The following is an 18,942-nucleotide window of genomic DNA, read 5'->3' as shown; positions in this document are numbered from 1 at the left end:
TATATTTCGCCTGAACTACGGGTGTCGCGAGCAAGCTCCCTCCCACAAAAGCTGCGCAGCCGATCTACTCCGGCCAGAAGGGTGGATTACAAACGCAGCAACTGCTTCCAGACGCGGCTCTGGAAAACGGTCAGGGCTTGCTGCACGCGGGCTTCGAGGACTTCGTCGGTGATGTCCTGACTGGCCAGTTCTTGCAGCTTGTTCAGCTCGCCATAAAGACGATCGAGGTCCGGCAACTCCAGTGCGCCGCGAGCCCAGTGCAGCCAGACCTGGATGCGTTCGATACGTGGCAGTTGCTCGGCCAGGTCTTCCGGCTGCTGCTGGTAGCGGCCCAACTGCAGCGCGGTCGCTTCCTCGGCCAACAGGCGTGGCAGCCAGCTGTACAGCAGCGCGGCGCCCTGGCGGTTGCCACGATTGTTGCGCTCCACAGTCCAGCTGCGCTCCAGCAACCAGCGCGATGTATTCAGCGAGAATTCGCCCCAGCGGGTGTCCTGCAGTTCTTCAAGGAATTGTTCGTGAGCGGCGGCGCGCACATCGGCATCATCCTGACCGGCCTGAACCAGCGGACGCCAGTCCTCCAGCAGCGCATCCAGCGCGGTGCGCAGTTGCGCTGAGGAGGCGCGAGGTGCGGCCTGACCGAGGCTGCTGGTCAGCGAGCGCAGCTCGGCCAGCATCTCGACCCAGTCCTGCAGCAAGCGCCAATGACCATTGAAACGATACTGCTCGGCCAGCCGCTGACTGCTGCCCAGCAAGTGCCAGGCGAGTGCCGCGTAGGCGTCGTCCAGCGGCGTTTCGGCCGTCAGCTCGGGAGCCGACAGGCTGAGCGAGTAGCTGCTGGCATCCAGCAGACGATAGCCGCGCTCGGCTTTACTGATATCGCACGGCATCAGCGGCAGGGTGGCGGCCAGCTCGGCGGCCAGCTCCAGCAGAGCGGCCGGCTCGCCTTCGCGCAATTCCAGCTCCAGCTCGCAGATTTCTTCTTTCAGCTTGCCGGCGGCCACCTGGCCCAGGTCCAGTGCGGCTTCGATGACTACTTTGGTCTTGCCACGGCCCCAGGCAATCTCGGCTTTTTCCCGCACAAAGTCGGTGCTGAACAGCGGCTTGATGGTTTTCTTGTCCAGATCCGCCAGCTGCTCGGGCCAGAAGTCGCCATCCAGCTTCTTGAGGTCCAGCTTGGGCTTGGGCAGATCCCAGTTGTATTCGTTGCGCTCGGACAGACCGGCCACGCTCTGCCCACGGGTTTTCATGGTCTGGATGACCTGATCGCCGTCGCGGCGGATGCGCAGGGCAACCTTGGCCTGGGCCAGCTCCCGCTCCGGGGTGTCGAAATACTGGTTCGACAGCTCATGGCGCTCCCAGCCACTTTTGTTGCGCTTCTTGAGCAACGGGTGTTCGCGCAATGCAGCGAGGGTCTCGCGGCTGACGCGGAGTTTGATTTCTGTTTCTTTTTGCATGGCCGGTGGAATCCAAACGCTGATGCTGATGACGAGAGCGCAGCCATGAACGAGCGGCTGCCGAGGACGGCAGTGTACAGGACATGGCCCGTAACGGTTTATTCCTGGTCCGTTCTGGCCCTATGATGGCCGGTGTCCGGATTCCGATCTCAGGAAGAGCCTATGCCCGTGCCATCCATGAAAGATCAGTTCGCAGCGCTGATCGCTACGCCTTCGGTGAGCTGCACTCAGCCCTCTTTGGACTTGTCCAACCGCCCCGTGATCGATCTGCTGGCCGGCTGGCTCGGCGATCTGGGTTTTGCCTGTGACATTCAGCAAGTCTCGCCCGGCAAGTTCAACCTGCTGGCGACCCTTGGCTCGGGGCCCGGCGGCCTGGTGCTGGCGGGGCACAGCGACACCGTGCCGTACGACGAGGCCTTGTGGACCACCGATCCGTTGAAGCTGACTGAGGTCGATGGTCGCTGGGTAGGGTTGGGCAGTTGCGACATGAAAGGCTTTTTTGCGCTGGTGATCGAAGCGGTCCGCGAGGTGCTCGATCAGCCGTTCCGCCAGCCGCTGCTGATTCTCGCTACCTGCGACGAGGAAAGCTCGATGGCTGGCGCCCGGACGCTGGCTGAAGCCGGTCGGCCGTTGGGCAGAGCCGCGGTAATCGGCGAGCCGACCGGACTCAAGCCGATTCGCCTGCACAAGGGCGTGATGATGGAGCGCATCGAGATCCTCGGGCGCAGCGGTCACTCGTCCGACCCGAGTCTGGGGCACAGCGCGCTCGACGCCATGCACGACGTGATCACCGAGCTGCGCGGCCTGCGCAGTCAGTGGCAGCTGCAATACCACAATCCGCAATTCACAGTGCCGCAACCGACGCTGAATTTCGGCTGCATTCATGGCGGCGACAATCCCAACCGGATCTGCGGACAGTGTTCGCTTGAATTCGACCTGCGGCCATTGCCGGGCATGGACCCGGAAGCGCTGCGCGAGGCCATCATGCACAAGCTGCGTCCTCTGGCCGAACGGCACCAGGTGCAGATCGACTACAAGCCGCTGTTCCCCGAATGCGCACCCTTCGAGCAGGCCGCCGACGCAGAACTGGTCCGCGTGGCGGAGCGTCTGACCGGCCATACGGCAGCTGCGGTAGCATTTGGCACCGAAGCGCCTTATCTTCAACGGCTCGGCTGCGAGACGGTGGTACTGGGGCCTGGTGACATCGCCTGCGCGCATCAACCGGGGGAATACCTCGAAATGTCACGCTTGCAGCCTACAGTGCGTCTGATACGGCAGTTGATCGAACATTATTGCCTGAGCCCGCAGTGAGCCGGGGGCAGGAGTTTGCGAACCAGAGGAGAAAGCGCGTGTTGCCAAGCCTGTTACGACGATAACCACCACAACGTTGTGCGTGTTTCTGTCCTTCGTCCCTTTTCCACAGGCTCTTGCTGTCATGCCCGATTACGTTAACTGGCTTCGCCACGCGTCCCCGTATATCAATGCCCACCGCGACTGCACCTTTGTCGTCATGCTGCCCGGCGACGGCGTTGCGCATCCCAACTTCGGCAATATCGTCCACGACCTTGTGTTGCTGCATAGCCTTGGCGTGCGCCTGGTGCTGGTGCACGGCTCGCGTCCGCAGATTGAAAGCCGCCTGACCCAGCGCGGCATTACCCCGCGTTTTCACCGCGACATGCGCATCACCGACACCGAGACCCTGGACTGCGTGATTGATGCCGTCGGCCAACTGCGTATCGCCATCGAGGCCCGGCTTTCGATGGACATGGCCGCATCGCCCATGCAGGGCTCCCGTTTGCGGGTGACCAGCGGCAACGTGGTCACCGCCCGGCCCATCGGCGTGCTTGAAGGTGTCGATTATCAGCACACAGGCGAAGTCCGCAGGGTCGACCGCAAGGGTATCAACCGCTTGCTGGACGAGCGTCACATCGTTCTGCTGTCGCCGTTGGGCTATTCACCGACCGGTGAGATTTTCAACCTGGCGTGCGAGGACGTCGCGACCCGCGCCGCCATTGATCTTGGCGCGGACAAACTGCTGCTGTTCGGTGCCGAAACCGGGTTGCTGGATGAGCAGGGACGGCTGGTCCGCGAGCTGCGTCCGCAGCAGGTGCCGACGCATCTGCAGCGTCTGGGCAGCAACTATCAGGCAGAGCTGCTTGATGCCGCAGCCGAGGCTTGCCGTGGCGGCGTGGGTCGCAGCCACATCGTCAGCTACGCCGAGGATGGCGCGCTGCTGACCGAGCTGTTCACGCGCGACGGTGGCGGTACTCTGGTCGCGCAAGAGCAATTCGAGCTGGTTCGTGAAGCCGCCATCGAAGACGTCGGTGGTCTGATGGACCTGATCACGCCGTTGGAGGAGCAGGGCATTCTGGTGCGCCGCTCGCGTGAAGTGCTGGAGCGTGAAATTGAACAGTTCAGCGTGGTCGAGCGCGAAGGCCTGATCATCGCTTGCGCCGCGTTGTATCCGATTGCCGATTCGCAAGCGGGCGAGCTGGCCTGTCTGGCGGTCAATCCGGAATACCGGCACGGTGGGCGTGGCGACGAGTTGCTGGAGCGCATCGAGAGCCGTGCCAGGGCGCTTGGGCTCACGACGCTGTTCGTGTTGACTACGCGCACCGCGCACTGGTTTCGCGAACGGGGCTTCGAGCCAAGCAGCGTCGACCGCCTGCCCAGCGCCCGGGCTTCGCTTTACAACTACCAGCGCAATTCGAAGATCTTCGAAAAGGCGCTCTAAGCAAACGCCCTCTTGTGGGAGCGGGCCGTAGTGGGAGCGGACTTGTCCGCGAAGAGGCCGGTACATCCGACAGATCCGTGTCGGCTATACCTAGTCTTCACGGACAAGCGGAGCGCCGCCCGGTCCGCTCCTACGGCGCGTCCCTACTATCAGGTACTGATCGACAGGATGCTCGCCTGGTAGGCGCCGACGAAGGTGTCGAAATCAACGACTTCTTCGGTGGCTTCCAGCTCGGCCTGTTCTTCGATTGAGCTTTTCGCCAGTTCTTCGAAATGCGCCTGCTCGGCGGCGCTGAGTGGGGTACTGCGGAAGTACTCCGCGTGGAGCTTGCTCTGGCGCAACGAGAACGCCGTAAAACCTTCGTGGTTGGCCTTCATGCTTGCCAGCACCTGCGCCGACGGGGTCAGCGCGGCATCGTCCACCTTGGCTTGTTGGGCCGCCAGCGATTTTGCATGCTCATCGGTGCCTTGGGCCTTGTCGAGCAGCTGCGCGATAGGCGCGATCTCTTTGAGCAGTTCGGTCGCCCAGTCCTTGAGCGCCACAGGCGTGCTATTGCGGTGCAGTTCCAGGCCCGGACGACGGCCTTCCTTGACCACGGTCAGAAAATTCGAATTGGCATTCGAGCATTCGTGGCTGGCCAGTTGTGGGCTTTCCTGAAGCGCGCAGTACAAGACGAACGCGTCGATGAACCGCGACTGCTCAAGACTGATACCGGTCGGCAGGAATGGATTGATGTCCAGACAGCGCACTTCCACATACTGCACGCCACGGGATGTAAGCGCCTGAATCGGGCGCTCACCCGTGTAGGTCACGCGCTTGGGACGAATGTTGGAGTAGTACTCGTTTTCGATCTGCAACACGTTTGTGTTGAGCTGAACCCATTCACCGTTCTCGTCGTGAGTGCCGACTTTCACGTAGGCCGGGTAGGGCGTGGCCACTGCCTTGCGCAGGCTGTCGGTATAGCTGACCAGATCGTTGTAGCACGGCGTCAAGTCGGCCTGAGCGTTGCTCTGATAACCCAGATCACTCATCCGCAGGCTGGTAGCGTAAGGCAGGTAGAGCGTGTCGGCGTCGAACTGTTCCAGCTGGTGCGGGCGCCCACGCAGGAAACCTGCATCAAGCGCCGGCGAAGCACCGAACAGGTACATCAACAGCCAGCTGTAACGGCGGAAGTTGCGGATCAGAGCGATGTAGGCGTGCGACTGGTAATCGCGCGCGTCGCCTTCGAACTTCTCGGTCTGCTTGAGCAACGCCCAGGCGTCCTCAGGCAGCGAAAAGTTGTAATGAATACCGGCGATGCATTGCATGGTCTTGCCGTAGCGCAGCGCCAGCCCCTTGCGATAGACGTACTTGAGATTGCCGATGTTCGAGGTGCCGTAATAGGCAATCGGAATATCTTCCTCGGCCGGCAGCGGACATGGCATCGACGGGCTCCACAGCATCTCGTCATTCAGCTTGCTGTAGGCGAACCGATGAATCTTGTCCAGGCTGTCCAGCGTCTGGGCCGGGTCTTTCAAGGCCGGTGTGATGAATTCCAGGAGCGATTCGGAATAATCGGTGGTGATCAGGCTGTTGGTCAGCGCGGCACCCAGGCTTGGCGGGTGTGGCGTGCGGGCCAGCTCTGCCTGGCCGGTGATGCGCAGGCATTCACGCTCGATACCGTGCAGGCACTGCTCCAGCAGAGAGAGGTTGTTGCGCTCGCCGAGCAAAGCCAGGCGGCGGTTGAGAAGTTCGCTCAAAGTGGAATCCTTCACGCATCTGTCGCCCCGATATGGGGGTGGACGCGACGGTCTACAAGGGGTGAGGAAAGGGAACCGGCGTTGTCGCCTGGTCGGGTCGGTAACGGCTCCCGCAATCACGGCTCTTCGTCGCGCTGCCCAAATGGACACGGCACCACGTTAATGGTGCCGAAATTACCGCAAATCGGCCCTGCACAGCTAGGTGCAGTTCATTAAGACGATGTATCGGGTCGCCGCAAGCCGTCAGATTACGGCGAAAGTGCCCTGCGCCTTGGCGACCAGTTTGTCGCCTTGCACCACCTCCGCCTCGACCACCAGCGTGCGCCGGCCGGCATGCAGGACCTTGGCGATGCACAGCACTTCACCCTCCGACACGCCGCGCACGTAGTTGATCTTGCATTCGATGGTCACGCTGCGCTGGTCGAAACCATGGGAGCTGGAACAGGCCAGCCCCATGGCGATGTCGACGAGGCTGAAGATCGCACCGCCGTGCATCACGTTGCCGCGATTGCGCAGATGCGCCTCCAGCGGCAACGCCACTTCGGCCACTCCCTCATCAAGACGTCGCAGCTCACAGCCGAGCATCTTGAAGTAGGCGCTGTGGATAAGGTCTTCTGGAATGTCCATCAGCGCTTCTTCAACTGTTTGGCATTGGCGAACAGCGATGCCATGGCGTTGTTGACCGGGGCCGCCGCAACTGTTTCGCGACGCGGGGCGCTGCCTGGCTGGCGCGGGGTCGAGCCTGGGCGGGCACCGCGAGCGCCGTCGATTTTCTCGCCGGGCGTGTCGCTCATGCGCATCGACAGGCCGACGCGTTTGCGCGGGATGTCGACTTCCATGACCTTGACCTTGACCACATCGCCGGCCTTGACCGCTTCGCGTGGGTCCTTGATGAACTTCTCGGACAGCGCCGAGATGTGTACCAGGCCGTCCTGATGAACGCCGATATCCACGAACGCGCCGAAATTGGTGACGTTGGTCACCACGCCTTCGAGAATCATGCCTAGTTGCAGATCCTTGAGATCCTCGACGCCGTCCTGAAATTCGGCAGTCTTGAACTCGGGACGCGGGTCGCGGCCAGGCTTCTCAAGTTCCTGCAAGATGTCAGTAACTGTTGGCAGGCCGAAGGTTTCGTCAGTGAATTTTTTCGGGTCCAAGCGTTTCAGGAAGCTCGCATCACCGATCAGTGAACGAATATCGCGGTCAGTCTGCGCCGCGATGCGCTGCACCAGCGGATAGGCTTCCGGGTGAACGGCAGACGAATCCAGCGGGTTGTCACCATTCATGACGCGCAGGAAGCCGGCAGCCTGTTCAAAGGTCTTCTCCCCGAGACGGCTGACTTTTTTCAATGCCGCGCGGCTCTTGAACGCGCCATTGGCGTCGCGGTGGGCAACGATGTTCTGCGCCAGTGTGGTGTTGAGGCCGGAGATGCGCGCCAGCAACGCCACCGATGCGGTGTTCACGTCGACGCCGACGGCGTTTACGCAGTCTTCCACCACGGCGTCCAGGCCGCGCGCCAGTTTCAGCTGCGAAACGTCGTGCTGATACTGGCCGACGCCGATGGATTTCGGATCGATCTTCACCAGTTCGGCGAGCGGGTCCTGCAGGCGGCGGGCGATGGACACCGCGCCCCGGATCGATACGTCCAGGTCCGGGAACTCCTTGGCAGCCAGTTCAGACGCCGAGTACACCGAAGCACCTGCCTCCGAAACCATGACCTTGGTCATTTTCAGGCCTGGATACTTTTTGATCAGCTCGCCGGCCAGTTTGTCGGTCTCGCGGCTGGCCGTACCGTTGCCGATGGCGATCAGGTCGACCGAATGCTTGGCGCAGAGCGCAGCCAACACCGCGATGGTCTGATCCCACTGGTTCTTGGGAACATGCGGGTAAACGGTAGCGTGATCGAGCAGTTTGCCTGTCGCATCGACGACCGCCACCTTGCAGCCGGTACGCAGGCCGGGATCGAGGCCCAGCGTCGCGCGCGGGCCGGCCGGCGCGGCCAGCAGCAGGTCATGCAGGTTGTGAGCGAAAACGTTGATGGCCTCGGTTTCCGCGCTGTCGCGCAACTCACCCAGCAGGTCGGTTTCCAGATGGCTGTAGAGCTTGACCTTCCAGGTCCAGCGCACCACTTCGGCCAGCCATTTGTCAGCCGGACGGTTCTGGTTTTGCAGGCCGAAGCGCTCGGCGATCATCATTTCGCATGGATGCAGAGTGCCCGGCAGCTCTTCACCGACTTTCAGCGCCGAGCTGAGGAAACCTTCGTTGCGACCGCGGAATATTGCCAGCGCGCGGTGCGACGGCATGCTCTTGAGCGGCTCGTCGTGTTCGAAGTAGTCGCGGAACTTGGCGCCTTCTTCTTCCTTGCCCGGCACCACTCGCGCGCTGATCACGGCTTCCTGCTTGAGGAAGCTGCGCAGCTTGTCCAGCAGCGTGGCGTCTTCGGCGAAGCGCTCCATGAGGATGTATTTGGCGCCTTCAAGAGCCGCCTTGACGTCGGCGACGCCTTTTTCGGCATTCACAAAACGCGCGGCTTCAGCCTCGGGCGTCAGGCTTGGGTCATTGAACAGGCCGTCAGCCAGTTCGCCCAGACCGGCCTCAAGGGCGATCTGACCTTTGGTGCGGCGCTTCTGCTTGTACGGAAGATACAGGTCTTCGAGGCGGGTCTTGGTATCTGCCAGCTTGATATCACGGGCCAGTTCCGGGGTCAGCTTGCCTTGCTCTTCGATGCTGGCAAGGATGCTGACGCGGCGCTCGTCGAGTTCGCGCAGGTAGCGCAGGCGCTCTTCCAGATGGCGCAGTTGCGTGTCATCGAGGCTGCCGGTCACTTCCTTTCGGTAGCGGGAAATGAAGGGCACGGTCGAGCCTTCATCCAGTAGTGCTACGGCCGCTGCGACCTGTTGGGGGCGTACGCCGAGTTCTTCGGCAATGCGGCTGTTGATGCTGTCCATGAGACCACCTGGAATTGTGAGCAAAAAACTGGGCTGTATACGGTTTTGCGCTGCCTTGGCTGCGCCCGCCGGGGTTTGTTTCCGTCGCTGGCGAACTGCCAGAAGTCCGGTGTTGCCTGACTTCGAGGGCGGCGCATTATACCCAGCGAACCCGGATTAGGGGATCGGTCGACAAGCGTGCACTATTTTGCGCATCCGGGAAGGCTCGGGTGTAGCCCCCTAGTAAAATCTGCTAACAATGCACACGGTGCGCATCACCGCAGCTACGCCATAATGCGCCCCGAGATCAAAGGAGCATCCGATGAGCAGCACTGCACAAAATGCTGAAGGCGAAAAAATCCTGATCGTCGATGACGATCCGGGGTTGAGCAGCCTTCTGGAGCGCTTTTTCACCAGCAAGGGTTATCGTGCCCGCGCCGTGGCCAACGTTGAGCAAATGGATCGGCTCTTGTCCCGTGAGGTATTCAACCTTGTGGTGCTGGATTTGATGCTGCCCGGCGAAGACGGCCTTTCCGCTTGCCGCCGCTTGCGCGCTGCAAATAACCAGGTGCCTATCATCATGCTCACCGCCAAGGGTGATGAGCTGAGTCGGATCAAGGGCCTGGAACTGGGCGCCGACGATTACCTGGCCAAGCCTTTCAACCCCGACGAACTGATGGCTCGTGTCAAGGCTGTCCTGCGCCGTCAGGCCTCCCCGGTTCCGGGTGCGCCCGGCAGCGAAGACGAGTCGGTCAGCTTCGGCGACTATGTGCTTTCTCTCGCGACGCGCGAACTCAAGCGCGGCGATGAGGTGCATATGCTCACCACCGGCGAATTCGCGGTACTCAAGGCGCTGGTCATGCATGCGCGTGAACCGTTGACCCGGGACAAGCTGATGAACCTGGCTCGTGGCCGGGAGTGGGACGCGCTGGAGCGCTCCATCGACGTGCAGATATCCCGTCTGCGTCGACTGATCGAGCCTGACCCGTCCAAGCCACGCTACATCCAGACCGTCTGGGGTGTAGGCTACGTGTTCGTTCCCGACGGTGCCGGAAACCGCTGACCAACCGCTTGCCGTGCCGAGCGCTGAAGTCCATGCCAGTCAGGTCGATAACCCAAGGGTTGTCGAGCTGACTGGTTTTTCGCATGTGTAACCCCGGCTGGCCCGCGTCCCGCATACTCTGCGAGCCAGGCTTGTCCTGCAAAGTGTATGGCTGCAGTTATGAAGACTCCGCTCTGGTTCCCGCAAAGCTTTTTCTCCCGCACCCTCTGGCTGGTGCTCATCGTCGTGTTGTTTTCCAAGGCGCTGACCCTGGTTTACCTGCTGATGAATGAAGACGTGCTCGTCGACCGGCAGTACAGTCACGGTGTCGCCCTGACTTTGCGCGCCTATTGGGCCGCCGACGAGGACGACCGTGAAGCCATAGCCGAGGCGGCAGGCCTGATCCGGGTGGTTGGCGGCGGTGTGCCGGAAGGTGAGCAACACTGGCCCTACAGTGAAATCTATCAGCGCCAGATGCAGGCCGAGCTGGGCGCCGACACCGAGGTGCGCCTGCGCGTACACGCACCGCCCGCGCTGTGGGTTCGGGCGCCAAGCCTTGGGGACGGCTGGCTGAAGGTACCGCTGTATCCGCACCCGTTGCGCGGGCAGAAAATCTGGAGCGTGCTTGGCTGGTTCCTGGCCATCGGCCTGCTGTCCACGGCATCGGCGTGGATTTTCGTGAGCCAGCTCAACCAGCCGCTCAAGCGGTTGGTTTTCGCCGCGCGCCAACTGGGCCAGGGGCGTAGCGTGCGGTTGCCGATCAGCGACACGCCCAGCGAAATGACCGAGGTGTATCGCGCGTTCAACCAGATGGCGGAAGATGTCGAGCAGGCAGGGCAAGAGCGGGAGCTGATGCTGGCAGGCGTTTCCCACGACCTGCGAACGCCGCTGACCCGGCTGCGTCTTTCACTGGAATTGATGAACGACAACGAGTTCAGCGAAGGCATGGTCCGCGATATCGAAGACATGGACGCCATCCTCGATCAGTTCCTGGCGTTCATCCGCGACGGGCGCGACGAACAGATCGAAGAAGTCGACCTCAGCGAACTGGTGCGGGAAGTGGTCGCGCCGTTCAACAGCCCTGACGACAACATCCGTCTCTGCCTTGAACCGATTCCGCCGTTTCCGTTGCGACGGATATCGATGAAGCGGCTGCTGACGAATCTGATCGGCAACGCCATGCATCATGCCGGAAGCGGTATCGAAGTGGCCGCTTACGTATCCGGCGACCGAAACGCTCCTTACGTGGTGCTGAGCGTTCTGGATCGGGGCGCGGGTATCGATCCGGCCGAGCTGGACACCATTTTCAACCCTTTCATTCGCGGCGACCGTGCCCGCAGCGGCAAAGGCACCGGTCTGGGACTGGCCATCGTCAAACGGATTGCGTCCATGCACGGCGGCAATGTCGAATTGCGCAACCGCTCAGGCGGTGGCCTGGAAGCCCGCGTACGCCTACCGCTGGGGCTGATGTTGCCCAGGGATGCCGTGTAGGGCGGTTTGGATGCATGGGGTATCTGGACGGAGTTTGCTCGCGACAAACGCTGATGCGTGGGTCCTGAAACACCGAGGTGCTTGCGTCGCGAGCAAGCTCCCTCCCGCAGAGATCGCGTCTCCTAGGGCCCTTTCCGAAACGTAGCGATCTGGTTTTACATGCTGACTGAAACGCGCAACGAGTCCGTGGGAGCCAGCTTGCTGGCGAGAGGGCCATGAGATCCACCGCTGCATTTGCTGCCCTTGCGTCAGTCAGTCTTGGCCTGCAACCTCACAAGTGTCGCCTCAAATACGATCCTTGTGGGAGGGAGCTTGCTCGCGATAAACGCTGCTGCGTTGTTCCTGAAGCACCGAGGTGCTTGCGTCGCGAGCAAGCTCCCTCCCACATGGTTCGCGTACCTTGAACGTTAACCCTTCCCCTTGGTTCTGGTCATGTGCGGGCCGCTGTTCTTTTCCAGGTATTCGATGATCATCCCGGCGACGTCCTTGCTGGTGGTCACTTCGATGCCTTCCAGACCGGGCGATGAGTTGACTTCCATCACCAGCGGGCCGTGGTTGGAACGCAGGATGTCGACGCCGGCCACGCTCAGGCCCATGACTTTCGCGGCGCGCAGGGCTGTCATGCGTTCTTCGGGGGTGATTTTGATCAGGCTGGCGCTGCCGCCACGGTGCAGGTTGGAGCGGAACTCGCCTGGCTTGGCCTGACGCTTCATGGAGGCGATGACCTTGTCACCGACTACAAAGCAGCGAATGTCCGCGCCGCCGGCTTCTTTTATGTACTCCTGAACCATGATGTCCTGCTTGAGGCCCATGAACGCCTCGATCACCGACTCGGCCGCCGTGGCCGTTTCGCACAGCACTACGCCTATTCCCTGAGTCCCTTCGAGCACCTTGATGACCAGCGGCGCGCCGTTGACCATCTGGATAAGGTCCGGGATGTCGTCCGGCGAGTGAGCAAAGCCTGTGACCGGCAAGCCGATGCCCCGGCGAGACAGCAGCTGCAGCGAGCGCAGCTTGTCCCGCGAGCGTGCGATGGCCACGGATTCGTTGAGCGGAAACACGCCCATCATTTCGAACTGGCGCAGCACCGCGCAGCCGTAGAACGTCACCGAAGCACCGATGCGCGGGATGACCGCGTCGAAACCCTCCAGTGGCTTGCCGCGATAGTGAATCTGCGGCTTGTGGCTGGCGATGTTCATGTAGGCGCGCAGGGTGTCGATCACCACCATTTCATGACCGCGCTCGATCCCGGCTTCAACCAGGCGGCGGGTGGAATACAGACGCGGGTTACGCGAAAGCACAGCGATCTTCATGCAGCACCTGAGGAAGTAGAGGCCGGGAACACCGGCTTGTCTTGTACGTAAGTTATGCCTGGATTGACCACCAACTGGCCGTCAATCAGGGCGTTGGAACCCAGCAGCAGTCGATAGCGCATTGACTTGCGGCATGCCAGCGTGAATTCCACCGGCCAGATACGATCCCCCAGGGCCAGCGTAGTTCGAATTACATACCGCACCTGCGCCTGACCGTTGGAACTCTTTATGGTCTTGATGGCAACTAGCTGCGCTTCACAACGCCGGTGCCGCAACTGAACCACGGTGCCCAGATGAGCGTTGAAACGGACCCACTTCTGTCCGTCGCGTTCAAAGGGTTCGATTTCGGTCGCGTGCAGGCTTGAGGTGCTGGCGCCGGTGTCAATCTTGGCCCGCAGACCGGCAACACCCAGATCGGGCAGTGCCACCCATTCGCGCAGGCCGATAACTGTCAGGTGGTCGAATGTCTTCAATGCGATTCCGTACTCTTCAGGACGTCTGCCAGGCGCCAGGCGGAACCTGGGCCAGGGCTTTGAACGCAGGTTTGGCGAACCAGTAACCCTGCATCAGGAAAATGCCGCAGTCAGCAAGAAAATCCCGCTCCTCCGCCTGCTCGATGCCTTCGGCGATAACGGTGACCCCCAGCTCCATACACATGCTCACGATCCCACGAACGATAGCCTGACGCGGACGATCGCGATGGATATTGCGGATCAAATCCATGTCGAGTTTTATCAGATCAGGTTGAAAGTTTGCCAGCAGCGACAAGCCGGAGTAGCCAGCGCCGAAATCGTCGATCGCGGTCATGAAACCAAACTCGCGGTATTCGCGCAGAATATTTTTCAGATGAGCATGATTGTCCAGATGCTCCGTCTCGACAGTTTCGAAAATCAGATTGCTGATGGGGAAATTGTGCTTCCGAGCCGCTTCCAGCGTGCTGCGAATGCACAGCTCGGGGCGGTACACGGCGTTGGGCAGAAAATTGATCGACAAGCGCTCGGCCATGCCCAGCTGCGCAGCCCCTGCGATGGCGCGTGTCCGACAGCTTTGATCGAACCGATAGCGGTTCTGATCGGTCACTTGATTAAGAACGGTGAACGCACCTTCACCGTTGGGGCCACGCACCAGAGCTTCATGGGCAAAGATCGAGTGGTCGCGCAGGTCGACAATGGGTTGATAGGCGTATTCAAACGAGAAATTGAGTTCCGGGCTGCCGGTGCAACCCTCACAGCCTGTCCTGGGCGAGGTCAATGAGGCTGGAAAATCGGTCATAACGCACTCCAGGGTTGGTCAGGTCCATGAAATTCCGGATAACTGGTTTTGACAATCAAGGTTCGGGTACTTCATGTTCTTGATGACGTATCGGCTGCAAAACGGGCGCTCGCACGGGGCGGCCCGGTTGCAGCCAGCAAGTTTTGAGACTGTCACGCAGTTGGGGAATTCATATGGCGCAAAAGCCAGAAGACGACGAAAAAGTCAGGTTGGATAAATGGCTCTGGGCTGCACGCTTCTTCAAGACACGCGCGCTGGCCAAAGCGGCTATAGAAAGTGGCAAGGTTCACTGCCGTGGCGAGCGTTGCAAGCCGGGTAAAGAACCACGTATCGGCGACGAATTCCAGATCCGTACCGGATTCGACGAACGGACGGTTGTGGTCGAGGCTTTATCCACTGTTCGCCGCGGTGCGCCCGAAGCGCAGACACTTTATCGCGAAACCCCGGAAAGTGTCGCCAAGCGTGAGCACGCAGCCGCTCAGCGCAAGGCCGGCAATCTGGGCGTGACCACCGAGGGACGCCCGACCAAGAAACAGCGTCGGCAGTTGTTCGAGTTTCACGGCAGCGATCACGGCAACTGATACGCTCGGCGTCGGCCGCCTTTACGGACTCTTCACGCCTGCGGGTTGGAAGAGCGGGGGATAGCTCCTAAAATGCCATCCCAACGGCATGGCATAAGGCACCCTTGGGTGCCATCGACGCTCAGGAGCGTCTGTCAGCGAACTGTCACCTTTTCAGATACCTTTCCCTATGCATGATTCCCCGGACATCGATTTCACCCAACGCTTCATCTTCGACGAAAGCGACGTTCGTGGAGAGCTGGTTGCCCTGGAGCGCAGCTACGCCGAAGTCCTTGCCAAGCATCCCTACCCGGAGCCTGTCGCCCAACTGCTCGGTGAGCTGATGGCCGCCGCCGCTTTGCTGGTTGGCACCCTGAAGTTCGACGGGCTGCTGATCCTTCAGGCCCGCTCCAGCGGCGCGGTACCGCTGCTGATGGTTGAGTGTTCGAGCGAGCGTGAGCTGCGCGGCATCGCGCGCTACGACGAATCCCTGATCACCCCCGGTGCGGGCTTGCAGGACCTGATGCCTGAAGGCTCGCTGGCGCTGACGGTCGATCCGCGCAAGGGCAAGCGTTATCAGGGCATCGTTGCGCTCGATGGCGTTGACCTGTCGGAAAGCCTCTCCAGCTACTTCGTCATGTCCGAACAGCTGGGCACTCGCTTCTGGCTCAAGGCCGACGGCCACCGCGCCAGAGGTCTGCTGCTGCAGCAGTTGCCGGTCGCGCAGATCACCGATCCAGAAGAACGCGATGCCAGCTGGGAACATGTGGTTACGCTCGCCAACACGCTTTCCGCCGAGGAAATGCTGGGCCTGGATAACCAGACTATCCTCCACCGGCTGTATCACGAAGACCCTGTTCGGCTCTTCGATATTCAGCCGATCTGCTTCCGTTGCAGCTGCTCTCGCGAACGTTCTGCCAATGCGCTGGTCAGTCTTGGGCTGGCAGATGCGCAGCAGTTGGTTGAAGAGCATGGCGGCAAGATCGAAATCGACTGCCAGTTCTGCAACGAGCGCTATCTGTTCGATGCCACTGACGTAGCCCAGCTTTTCGCTGGCGGTGGTGTTGACTCGCCGTCCGATACGCGCCACTGATTACGTCTGAAACAGACTCAGAACACTACGTGGGCCGCTGTAAAGCAGTTCTGACAGGAGGGTCCTACCATTCCTGAGCTTTTCTGGCATAATCCGGCCCACTTTTAGGCTGTAGTAGTGGTTGTTTTTTTACTACAAAACCGTTTGGAGCACTCGGCCGCTGGCCGACGGGGACCCTCATGACGCAAACCAACAACGCTGTGTACACCGATCTGAGCATCGACGAACTGGTGAAGGAAGCCCTTGCCCGCGGCGAAGGCGAACTTTCCGACACTGGCGCACTGGTTGTGCAGACAGGCCATCGCACTGGCCGTTCGCCGGTCGATCGTTTCATTGTTGACGAGCCCGGTACTCAGGATGCTATTGCCTGGGGCCCGATCAACCGCAAGTTCCCGTCCGAGAAATTCGATGCTTTGTGGAATCGTGTAGGTGCCTACCTGGCCGAACGCGAGCGCTTCGTTTCCCACGTTCATGTAGGTTCTGATCCTGCGCACTACCTGCCTGTCAAGATGACCACCGAGACGGCATGGCACAACCTGTTCGGCCGCTGCCTGTTCATCAATCCGGAACAGTACAACCCGGCTGGCAAGGACGAGTGGGAAATCCAGAACGCCCCTTGGTTCGTCTGCGACCCTGAGCGCGACGGCACCAATTCCGACGGCACCGTCATCATCAACTTCCAGGCCCGCAAGGTCCTGATCGCAGGCATGCGTTATGCCGGCGAGATGAAGAAAGCCATGTTCTCCGTGCAGAACTTCCTGCTGCCGGAAGCCGACGTACTGCCGATGCACTGCGCCGCCAACATGGGCGAAGACGGCGACGTCACCCTGTTCTTCGGCCTGTCCGGCACCGGCAAGACCACGCTGTCCGCCGACGAAAGCCGTTACCTGATCGGCGATGACGAACACGGTTGGGGTGAAGGCGTAGTGTTCAACATCGAAGGCGGTTGCTATGCCAAGTGCATCGACCTCTCCGAGAAGAACGAACCTGTTATCTGGAAAGCCATTCAGCACGGCGCGGTACTGGAAAACGTGGTCCTGGACCCTGTGACCAAGAAGGCCGATTACGCTGATGACAGCCTGACCCAGAACAGCCGCGCCGCTTATCCTCGCGAGCTGATCGACAAGCGCGCGCCGAAGAACCTGGGCGGCGAGCCAAACGCTGTAATCTTCCTGACCTGCGACCTGACTGGCGTACTGCCTCCAGTGTCGATCCTCAGCGAAGAGCAGGCGGCCTACCACTTCCTGTCCGGCTACACTGCACTGGTCGGCTCGACTGAAATGGGTTCGGGCTCGGGCATCAAGTCCACCTTCTCTACCTGCTTCGGCGCTCCGTTCTTCCCGCGTCCCGCTGGCGTTTACGCCGAGCTGCTGATCAAGCGTATCCGCGGCTTCGGCTCCAAGGTCTATCTGGTCAACACCGGCTGGACTGGCGGCGGCTACGGCGTTGGCAAGCGTTTCAACATCCCGACTACTCGCGGCGTGATCGCTGCGATCCAGAGCGGCGCGTTGATCGGTGCTGAAACCGAGCACCTGGACATCATCAACCTGGACGTGCCGAAATCGGTTCCAGGCGTCGACACCGTGCTGCTCAACCCGCGCAATACCTGGGCTGACAAAGCGGCCTACGACGAAGCGGCCAAAGGCCTGGCCAGTCTGTTCATCGAGAACTTCAAGAAGTTCGAAGTGAGCGACGCCATCAAGGAAGCCGGTCCGAAGCTGTAATTCGCTACGCGATATTCAGCTGGCTTGAGCGAACGCCCCGACTTGTCGGGGCGTTTTCGTGTCCGGCACAAGGGCTGTCCTTATGCTTCCGGGCCGGCCGACCGGTTTTGCAGCCTGTTGAAAATAGCCATGACCGAACTGTCGTCCGACGTCAGGTTGGCAGCGAAGTTGGCGGGGTATTGCGCTTTTTCTATAGGCGGCAGTTCGTTGTAATGTGCCAGGATCATGACCAGCGTCTCGGTACTTTTGCCGGTTTCGTTGTATTCGTCTACATAGCGCTGGGCCATGGCTCTGTTCCAGACTTCTTCTTGCGCATAGTTTTCAGAAAAAGCCGCAGATCTTTCATTGATTGTGTAGGAGCCGCTTTCGTCGTACATGATTAGTCTCAGGTGATCCTGAGACAGGCCTGCGAATGGGTTTTTTCCTGTGCCGTTGGCGAACTGAGTTGCCTGTCTGGCTCTTTCCAGAAGAGCCGCGTCATCTGTGTCAGGCACCTCGGCATCGTGCACCTGTCGATTTGAGTAGTAAGTTCGACCCGCAATTTTATCGATAATGTTTTTTGCCAGAGCCCCCAGGCTTTTGGGACTTTGAGTGTTATCGCGGGACTCGGCGCGCGCCGCGCTATCATTTAGCTGTATTGCCAGGGGCGAGAGCGTAGCGCCATCCGAGCTGATGGCTGCAGAGGCAGTCTCTTTGACGCTGCTATTTTCGGTGGCTGCTGCAGAAGTTTTCGCTATCTTGTGGATAGCCGTGTAGGTGATAAAACTTGGGCCAAACTGAATGTCTGTCATGTTTGCGTCCTCGCGTTACCTTATGCTTCCGGGCCGGCCGACTGGATTTGCAGTCTGTTGAAAATAGCCATGGCAGAACTGTCGTCCGACGTCAGGTTGGCAGCGAAGTTGGCGGGGTATTGCGCTTTTTCTATAGGCGGCAGTTCGTTATAATGCGCCAGGATCATGACCAGCGTCTCGGTACTTTTGCCGGTTTCACAGTACTCGTCTACATAGCGCTGGCATATGGCTCTCTTCCAAATCTGCTCCTGCCTATCATTTTCTGTGTACGCTGCCTTCCTCTCATTGATAGTGTAATTACCACTTTCATCGTAGATGATCAGCCTTAGCTGGTCTTGGGATAATCCCGTAAACGGATTAGTTCCTGTTTTGTTCGTAAAAAGAGTTGCCCGTTTGGCTCTTTCAAGAAGCTCAGGATCGTTGCTGTCAGGAACTTCGGCGTCGTGCGCTGCTTTGTTTCCGTAGTAACTGTTACCGATTAGTTTATCAATAACAGCTTTTCCAAACCCGCCTAGCTCTTTTGGGCTGAGGCTGGCATCTCGATTTGCGGCGCGTACTGCACTATCGCCCAATTGTCGGGCCAGCGCCGAGAGTGTCGCCTCATCCGATTTCGCAGTTTCAACGGTCAGCGCTTTAACGTCAGTGTTGTCGGTCGCTATTGAAGCGGTTTTCGTTAGAGTGTGAACTGTCCTGTTGGCACTAAAGCCAGAAATAGAGTAGCTATCGATCATGCTTGCGTCCTCGCGTCATTTGCCAATCCATGGCGTTATGTTCGTTATCCATATCGGCAGAGCGAGCGTAA

The 18,942-nt window shown here is 60.1% G+C and carries 16 protein-coding genes; 7 read left to right on the top strand and 9 right to left on the bottom strand.

Translation table 11 applies throughout. The annotated features are described in order from the left end of the window. Positions 1-86: 86 nt before the first annotated feature. Positions 87-1,454, bottom strand: a complete 1,368-nt coding sequence (locus tag J3P77_RS21140) for an inorganic triphosphatase (protein WP_434678513.1) — start codon at positions 1,452-1,454, stop codon at positions 87-89. Positions 1,455-1,616: 162 nt separating this feature from the next. Here J3P77_RS21140 and argE point away from each other — a divergent pair, with 162 nt between their 5' ends. Beyond that, positions 1,617-2,765, top strand: a complete 1,149-nt coding sequence (gene argE / locus J3P77_RS21135; protein ID WP_434678511.1) for an acetylornithine deacetylase — start codon at positions 1,617-1,619, stop codon at positions 2,763-2,765. A 124-nt stretch (positions 2,766-2,889) separates the two neighbouring features. Continuing rightward, the gene (gene argA, locus J3P77_RS21130; RefSeq protein WP_434678510.1) at positions 2,890-4,188 is read left to right on the top strand and encodes an amino-acid N-acetyltransferase; all 1,299 of its coding nucleotides are present in this window, start codon (positions 2,890-2,892) and stop codon (positions 4,186-4,188) included. Positions 4,189-4,337: 149 nt separating this feature from the next. Here argA and gshA read toward each other — a convergent pair whose 3' ends face one another. From gshA to J3P77_RS21115, 3 genes are all read right to left on the bottom strand, one after another. Continuing rightward, positions 4,338-5,927, bottom strand: a complete 1,590-nt coding sequence (gene gshA, locus J3P77_RS21125; protein WP_434678509.1) for a glutamate--cysteine ligase — start codon at positions 5,925-5,927, stop codon at positions 4,338-4,340. A gap of 243 nt (positions 5,928-6,170) precedes the next feature. After that, a complete protein-coding gene (locus J3P77_RS21120; RefSeq protein WP_434678508.1) occupies positions 6,171-6,554 on the bottom strand; it encodes a PaaI family thioesterase in 384 nt (127 codons plus the stop codon). Then, entirely contained in the window at positions 6,554-8,875 is a 2,322-nt protein-coding gene (locus tag J3P77_RS21115; RefSeq protein WP_434678507.1) for a Tex family protein, read from the bottom strand. The genes J3P77_RS21120 and J3P77_RS21115 overlap by 1 nt, the downstream gene beginning before the upstream one ends. A 301-nt stretch (positions 8,876-9,176) precedes the next feature. On the opposite strand from J3P77_RS21115, the gene ompR reads away from it, so the two are divergent. Together ompR and J3P77_RS21105 are read left to right on the top strand one after the other, a co-directional pair. After that, a complete protein-coding gene (gene ompR / locus J3P77_RS21110) occupies positions 9,177-9,917 on the top strand; it encodes an osmolarity response regulator transcription factor OmpR (protein WP_434678506.1) in 741 nt (246 codons plus the stop codon). 159 nt (positions 9,918-10,076) lie between these two features. Next, positions 10,077-11,387 carry an ATP-binding protein gene (locus J3P77_RS21105; protein WP_434678505.1) on the top strand — a complete coding sequence of 437 codons (1,311 nt, stop codon included), beginning with the start codon at positions 10,077-10,079 and terminating at the stop codon, positions 11,385-11,387. A 407-nt stretch (positions 11,388-11,794) separates the two neighbouring features. On the opposite strand, the gene rimK is transcribed toward J3P77_RS21105, so the two are convergent. From rimK to J3P77_RS21090, 3 genes are all read right to left on the bottom strand, one after another. Further along, positions 11,795-12,700: a 30S ribosomal protein S6--L-glutamate ligase gene (gene rimK, locus J3P77_RS21100; RefSeq protein WP_003318100.1), complete on the bottom strand. Its 906-nt coding sequence runs from the start codon at positions 12,698-12,700 to the stop codon at positions 11,795-11,797. After that, on the bottom strand, positions 12,697-13,113 hold the full coding sequence (locus J3P77_RS21095; protein WP_434682094.1) for an ATP-dependent zinc protease family protein: 417 nt from the start codon (positions 13,111-13,113) through the stop codon (positions 12,697-12,699). Before J3P77_RS21095 ends, rimK begins: the two co-directional genes overlap by 4 nt. A gap of 76 nt (positions 13,114-13,189) precedes the next feature. After that, positions 13,190-13,972 (bottom strand): EAL domain-containing protein, encoded by a 783-nt coding sequence (locus J3P77_RS21090; RefSeq protein WP_434678503.1) that lies wholly within the window; start codon positions 13,970-13,972, stop codon positions 13,190-13,192. Between the two features lie 173 nt (positions 13,973-14,145). Here J3P77_RS21090 and J3P77_RS21085 point away from each other — a divergent pair, with 173 nt between their 5' ends. The 3 genes from J3P77_RS21085 (at position 14,146) to J3P77_RS21075 (ending at position 17,349) form a co-directional block, all read left to right on the top strand. Continuing rightward, positions 14,146-14,553: an RNA-binding S4 domain-containing protein gene (locus J3P77_RS21085; RefSeq protein WP_434678502.1), complete on the top strand. Its 408-nt coding sequence runs from the start codon at positions 14,146-14,148 to the stop codon at positions 14,551-14,553. 169 nt (positions 14,554-14,722) lie between these two features. Continuing rightward, the gene (gene hslO / locus J3P77_RS21080; protein ID WP_434678501.1) at positions 14,723-15,625 is read left to right on the top strand and encodes an Hsp33 family molecular chaperone HslO; all 903 of its coding nucleotides are present in this window, start codon (positions 14,723-14,725) and stop codon (positions 15,623-15,625) included. 179 nt (positions 15,626-15,804) lie between these two features. Further along, a complete protein-coding gene (locus J3P77_RS21075; protein ID WP_434678500.1) occupies positions 15,805-17,349 on the top strand; it encodes a phosphoenolpyruvate carboxykinase in 1,545 nt (514 codons plus the stop codon). 80 nt (positions 17,350-17,429) lie between these two features. On the opposite strand, the gene J3P77_RS21070 is transcribed toward J3P77_RS21075, so the two are convergent. Both J3P77_RS21070 and J3P77_RS21065 read right to left on the bottom strand, forming a co-directional pair. After that, complete coding sequence (locus J3P77_RS21070) at positions 17,430-18,140, bottom strand: hypothetical protein (protein WP_434678499.1); 711 nt, start codon at positions 18,138-18,140, stop codon at positions 17,430-17,432. Positions 18,141-18,160: 20 nt separating this feature from the next. Further along, positions 18,161-18,871 carry a hypothetical protein gene (locus J3P77_RS21065; protein ID WP_434678498.1) on the bottom strand — a complete coding sequence of 237 codons (711 nt, stop codon included), beginning with the start codon at positions 18,869-18,871 and terminating at the stop codon, positions 18,161-18,163. Between the last annotated feature and the right edge of the window lie 71 nt (positions 18,872-18,942).

It is taken from the genome of Pseudomonas sp. R1-18, assembly GCF_051132095.1.
Classification (GTDB): domain Bacteria; phylum Pseudomonadota; class Gammaproteobacteria; order Pseudomonadales; family Pseudomonadaceae; genus Aquipseudomonas.
The sequence above is the reverse complement of the archived record's forward strand: the minus strand, read 5'-3'. Positions and strand labels throughout refer to the sequence as shown.

Bases quoted from the DNA above. Each gene is read 5' to 3' on its own strand.
- J3P77_RS21140 (WP_434678513.1), bottom strand. From the start codon at position 1,454: ATGCAAAAAGAAACAGAAATCAAACTCCGCGTCAGCCGCGAGACCCTC.
- argE (WP_434678511.1), top strand. From the start codon at position 1,617: ATGCCCGTGCCATCCATGAAAGATCAGTTCGCAGCGCTGATCGCTACG.
- argA (WP_434678510.1), top strand. From the start codon at position 2,890: ATGCCCGATTACGTTAACTGGCTTCGCCACGCGTCCCCGTATATCAAT.
- J3P77_RS21120 (WP_434678508.1), bottom strand. From the start codon at position 6,554: ATGGACATTCCAGAAGACCTTATCCACAGCGCCTACTTCAAGATGCTC.
- J3P77_RS21115 (WP_434678507.1), bottom strand. From the start codon at position 8,875: ATGGACAGCATCAACAGCCGCATTGCCGAAGAACTCGGCGTACGCCCC.
- ompR (WP_434678506.1), top strand. From the start codon at position 9,177: ATGAGCAGCACTGCACAAAATGCTGAAGGCGAAAAAATCCTGATCGTC.
- J3P77_RS21105 (WP_434678505.1), top strand. From the start codon at position 10,077: ATGAAGACTCCGCTCTGGTTCCCGCAAAGCTTTTTCTCCCGCACCCTC.
- rimK (WP_003318100.1), bottom strand. From the start codon at position 12,700: ATGAAGATCGCTGTGCTTTCGCGTAACCCGCGTCTGTATTCCACCCGC.
- J3P77_RS21090 (WP_434678503.1), bottom strand. From the start codon at position 13,972: ATGACCGATTTTCCAGCCTCATTGACCTCGCCCAGGACAGGCTGTGAG.
- J3P77_RS21085 (WP_434678502.1), top strand. From the start codon at position 14,146: ATGGCGCAAAAGCCAGAAGACGACGAAAAAGTCAGGTTGGATAAATGG.
- hslO (WP_434678501.1), top strand. From the start codon at position 14,723: ATGCATGATTCCCCGGACATCGATTTCACCCAACGCTTCATCTTCGAC.
- J3P77_RS21075 (WP_434678500.1), top strand. From the start codon at position 15,805: ATGACGCAAACCAACAACGCTGTGTACACCGATCTGAGCATCGACGAA.
- J3P77_RS21070 (WP_434678499.1), bottom strand. From the start codon at position 18,140: ATGACAGACATTCAGTTTGGCCCAAGTTTTATCACCTACACGGCTATC.
- J3P77_RS21065 (WP_434678498.1), bottom strand. From the start codon at position 18,871: ATGATCGATAGCTACTCTATTTCTGGCTTTAGTGCCAACAGGACAGTT.